The following is a 2881-nucleotide window of genomic DNA, read 5'->3' as shown; positions in this document are numbered from 1 at the left end:
TATAACAATAAAGAATGGAGATCTACGGGGTAAGCCCTCAGAGCCGACTCCAGAGCGTAGGTAGAGACCTAGCTAACACTCCTCACACGGTACTTTATCCGTCGTCGGAACGTAGTAGTCTTATGAGTAAGAAAACCCAGACAGGTCACCGTAACCTACGTATGCCCGAGGGCGACGAGTTATTCGCCGTAGTCACACAGCACAACGGGGGCAACCACGTGAGTATCAGATGTGAGGACGGTGAGGAGCGTATGGGACGTATCCCGGGACGTATGAAGTACAGGACGTGGATAGAGGAGGGCGACATCGTAATAGCCGAGCCCTGGGACTGGCAGGACGGCAAGGCTAACATAGAGTGGAGATACGACAGCCAGGACGCCGACCAGCTTCGTGAAGAAGGACATATAGACTAACTCTTCTATACTTCGTAAGTAAGCTGTATTCTCTATTATTGTACAACTGGCTAACTATATCTACGACAGAGCCAAAGCTACCGACTCTTGACTAATTAACGCAAACAAAAGATCTTCTGTCTAAATTAAGATCCGAGCTTATACGCGGACGACGTCAGTCGCGCGGGGACCCTTGGGAGCCTCTTCTATCTCGAACTCTATCTCTGTGCCTTCTGTGAGATCGTCACCGCCGACGTCCTCCATGTGGAAGAAGACGTCCTCTCCTTCCTCGGTCGCGTCCGTCTCTATGAAACCGTAACCGCCTGTGTCGTTGAAGAAATCAACCTTACCGTTTGCCATTGCAACTTAACAAACTGAACGTACACGGATAAACCTTCCGTATCTGTACTCCGAGAACTCCGAAGACTGAACAGATGTTCTGATACACAGACTCTGAGGAGAATCCTACTGTAGATACGGTGTTCTGGCGGCAGATACCGACCGACCTGTCACAAATACGTCCGAGTTCGAAGACTGTACCACAAGTATAATACTACACAGATGTGTCTAAACGCCAATGCCGAGAGAGGACGACAGAGGCGTTTCACCCGTTATAGGTGTCGTGCTTCTCGTGGCTACCGTAGTCCTACTTGCGGCGGGGGTCTTCTTCTCAGTCTCAGGGACAGCCTCACAGCTGAGTCAGCCGAAGATGGCGCGTATCGAAGCGGGGACTCTTGAAGCCGACGAGGTATGTGAGGGAGGCTACTGTGACCAGACGGTGCGTCTCCGCAACGTCGCTGGCGGCGATATCGACGTCTCGGAGACCGAGATAGTAGTCGAACTCCCGAACCGAAAGTCGGGTAGACTCGTCGACCTGCCTTCGGACGACAGAGACCTCGACGACGAGAACGTCGAAGGAGACGACGTCTTCTCCCAGAGTGCCCTCCAGGCAGGAGGAGCTATAACAGAAGGAGGCTCCGACACCGACGGAGTCTGGTCGTCGGGTGAGACAGTCAGGTTCAGGATAAAACAGAGCGGCGACGGAATGAGCCTCGATCCGGGAGACGAGGTGAGGGTCAGAGTAGTCGACACTGCGTCGGGCACGGTTATCTTTAGTCGGAGCCTAACAGCCGAGTAAGTGGGTATACTTCACCTACCGGTTTTGATCTATCCATTTACAGAACTCCTCGAAATCGTTGGCACCAGCTTGGTCGGCTATACTCCGGAGTGTGCCGGTGGGGATTCTGTCTTTCTGTGGAACCGTAACTCGACGGAACTCACCTCCGTCAGTAACCTCGGTCAGGGTTACATGGCTACCTGTTCGGCTCTGTGAACTACCCCTGCCTACTCGCCGTCTTCGGCGGTGGTTCGAGAGAGCGAAGCTCTCTCGTCATCACGAAAGACCTCCGGTCTTTCGAACGACTCCTTGAGGCAGGGGCTTCCTGTTTCCACGACGTGCTTTACATCCACAACATCAGAGCTATCTGATGAGGTGAACATAGGGAGCACAGTCTCCACAGGCGTTGTATCTTCGGACTGTCCCAGTCCTAGCTTCTCGAAACCGCGAGAAAGGATATTAATCGCAGCGTTTGCGTCCCTATCCATCTCAAAGCCACAAGCAGGACACGAATGCTCTCGAACCCAAAGCGGTTTGTCTGATTCGACACCACAGGAGGCACACTCTTTGGTCGTGCCTGCTGGCTCAACCTCAACGAAGTGCGTGCCTTCGCGCTTGCATTTGTACTCAAGCATCGTGGTGAACGTGTCCCACGCTGCCGAAGCCGTGTTCCGACTGTTTCCAGACGACTCCAGCATCGGCTTCACGTCCAGGTCCTCGACAGCCACCAAGTCGTACTCAGTAGCGTAATAATTCGAGAGCTTGTGCAGGAAGTCATGGCGTTTCCGCCTGACTTGCTGGTGGCACTCAGCTACGTTCAGCCGTTGTTCCTCCCAGTTGTTCGACCCGTGCTGTTTTCGTGAGAGCAACCGTTGTTCACGCTTGAGACGTTCTCGTTCGTCTTCCAGGCCGAGTGAGCCTACAGCACGCCCGTCAGTGTCGTGAGAGTACTTGAGGATGCCAACGTCAATCCCAACACAGCGGTCAGGATTATCTGGTTTCGGTGGCTCTTCTTTGCCTTCGACGGCGAACGAAGCGTACCATTCACCAGTCCGTTCTTTCTTGATACAGACCTCTTTGATGATTACATCGTCTGGAATCTCACGGTGGTAACTGATTGGAATATCAGCGAGTTTCGAGAGTGAGAGTACTTTCTGGCCGTTCTTCTTGTCGAACTCGAAGCCAGACTGCACGTATTTGAAACTCCTGAACTCGCTAGGTGCCTTCCAGTTGAGACTCCCGACATCGTATCCGTTCTGTTTGAGTTGTGAGAGACTTTTGATGCTGTCCTCGATTCGCATAACAGCGGCTTGTGCCACTGTGGAGTACAGGTCGTTAAGCTCGTCCCACCACTCTTTGAGGTCAGTAATCT

4 protein-coding genes and 1 pseudogene are annotated in these 2881 nt (G+C 52.9%); 2 read left to right on the top strand and 3 right to left on the bottom strand.

All coding sequences use genetic code 11. The annotated features are described in order from the left end of the window. Positions 1 to 122: 122 nt before the first annotated feature. Positions 123 to 413 (top strand): translation initiation factor eIF-1A, encoded by a 291-nt coding sequence (locus tag SV253_09785; GenBank protein MDY6776340.1) that lies wholly within the window; start codon positions 123 to 125, stop codon positions 411 to 413. A gap of 138 nt (positions 414 to 551) precedes the next feature. Here SV253_09785 and SV253_09780 read toward each other — a convergent pair whose 3' ends face one another. Then, complete coding sequence (locus SV253_09780; protein MDY6776339.1) at positions 552 to 752, bottom strand: cold shock domain-containing protein; 201 nt, start codon at positions 750 to 752, stop codon at positions 552 to 554. 217 nt (positions 753 to 969) lie between these two features. On the opposite strand from SV253_09780, the gene SV253_09775 reads away from it, so the two are divergent. Then, the gene (locus SV253_09775) at positions 970 to 1530 is read left to right on the top strand and encodes a type IV pilin (protein ID MDY6776338.1); all 561 of its coding nucleotides are present in this window, start codon (positions 970 to 972) and stop codon (positions 1528 to 1530) included. A 15-nt stretch (positions 1531 to 1545) separates the two neighbouring features. On the opposite strand, the pseudogene SV253_09770 reads toward SV253_09775, so the two are convergent. Together SV253_09770 and SV253_09765 are read right to left on the bottom strand one after the other, a co-directional pair. Continuing rightward, positions 1546 to 1704: pseudogene (locus SV253_09770) on the bottom strand (type II toxin-antitoxin system HicA family toxin). Positions 1705 to 1736: 32 nt separating this feature from the next. Beyond that, on the bottom strand, positions 1737 to 2881 hold a 1145-nt coding region (locus SV253_09765), incomplete at its 5' end, for a transposase (protein MDY6776337.1).

The organism is Candidatus Afararchaeum irisae, from assembly GCA_034190545.1.
Taxonomy (GTDB): Archaea; Halobacteriota; Halobacteria; order Halobacteriales; family Afararchaeaceae; genus Afararchaeum; species Afararchaeum irisae.
Note: the sequence above shows the minus strand (reverse complement) of the source record. Positions and strands in the feature narration are given on the sequence as shown.

Bases quoted from the DNA above. Each gene is read 5' to 3' on its own strand.
- SV253_09780 (MDY6776339.1), bottom strand. From the start codon at position 752: ATGGCAAACGGTAAGGTTGATTTCTTCAACGACACAGGCGGTTACGGT.
- SV253_09775 (MDY6776338.1), top strand. From the start codon at position 970: ATGCCGAGAGAGGACGACAGAGGCGTTTCACCCGTTATAGGTGTCGTG.
- SV253_09785 (MDY6776340.1), top strand. From the start codon at position 123: ATGAGTAAGAAAACCCAGACAGGTCACCGTAACCTACGTATGCCCGAG.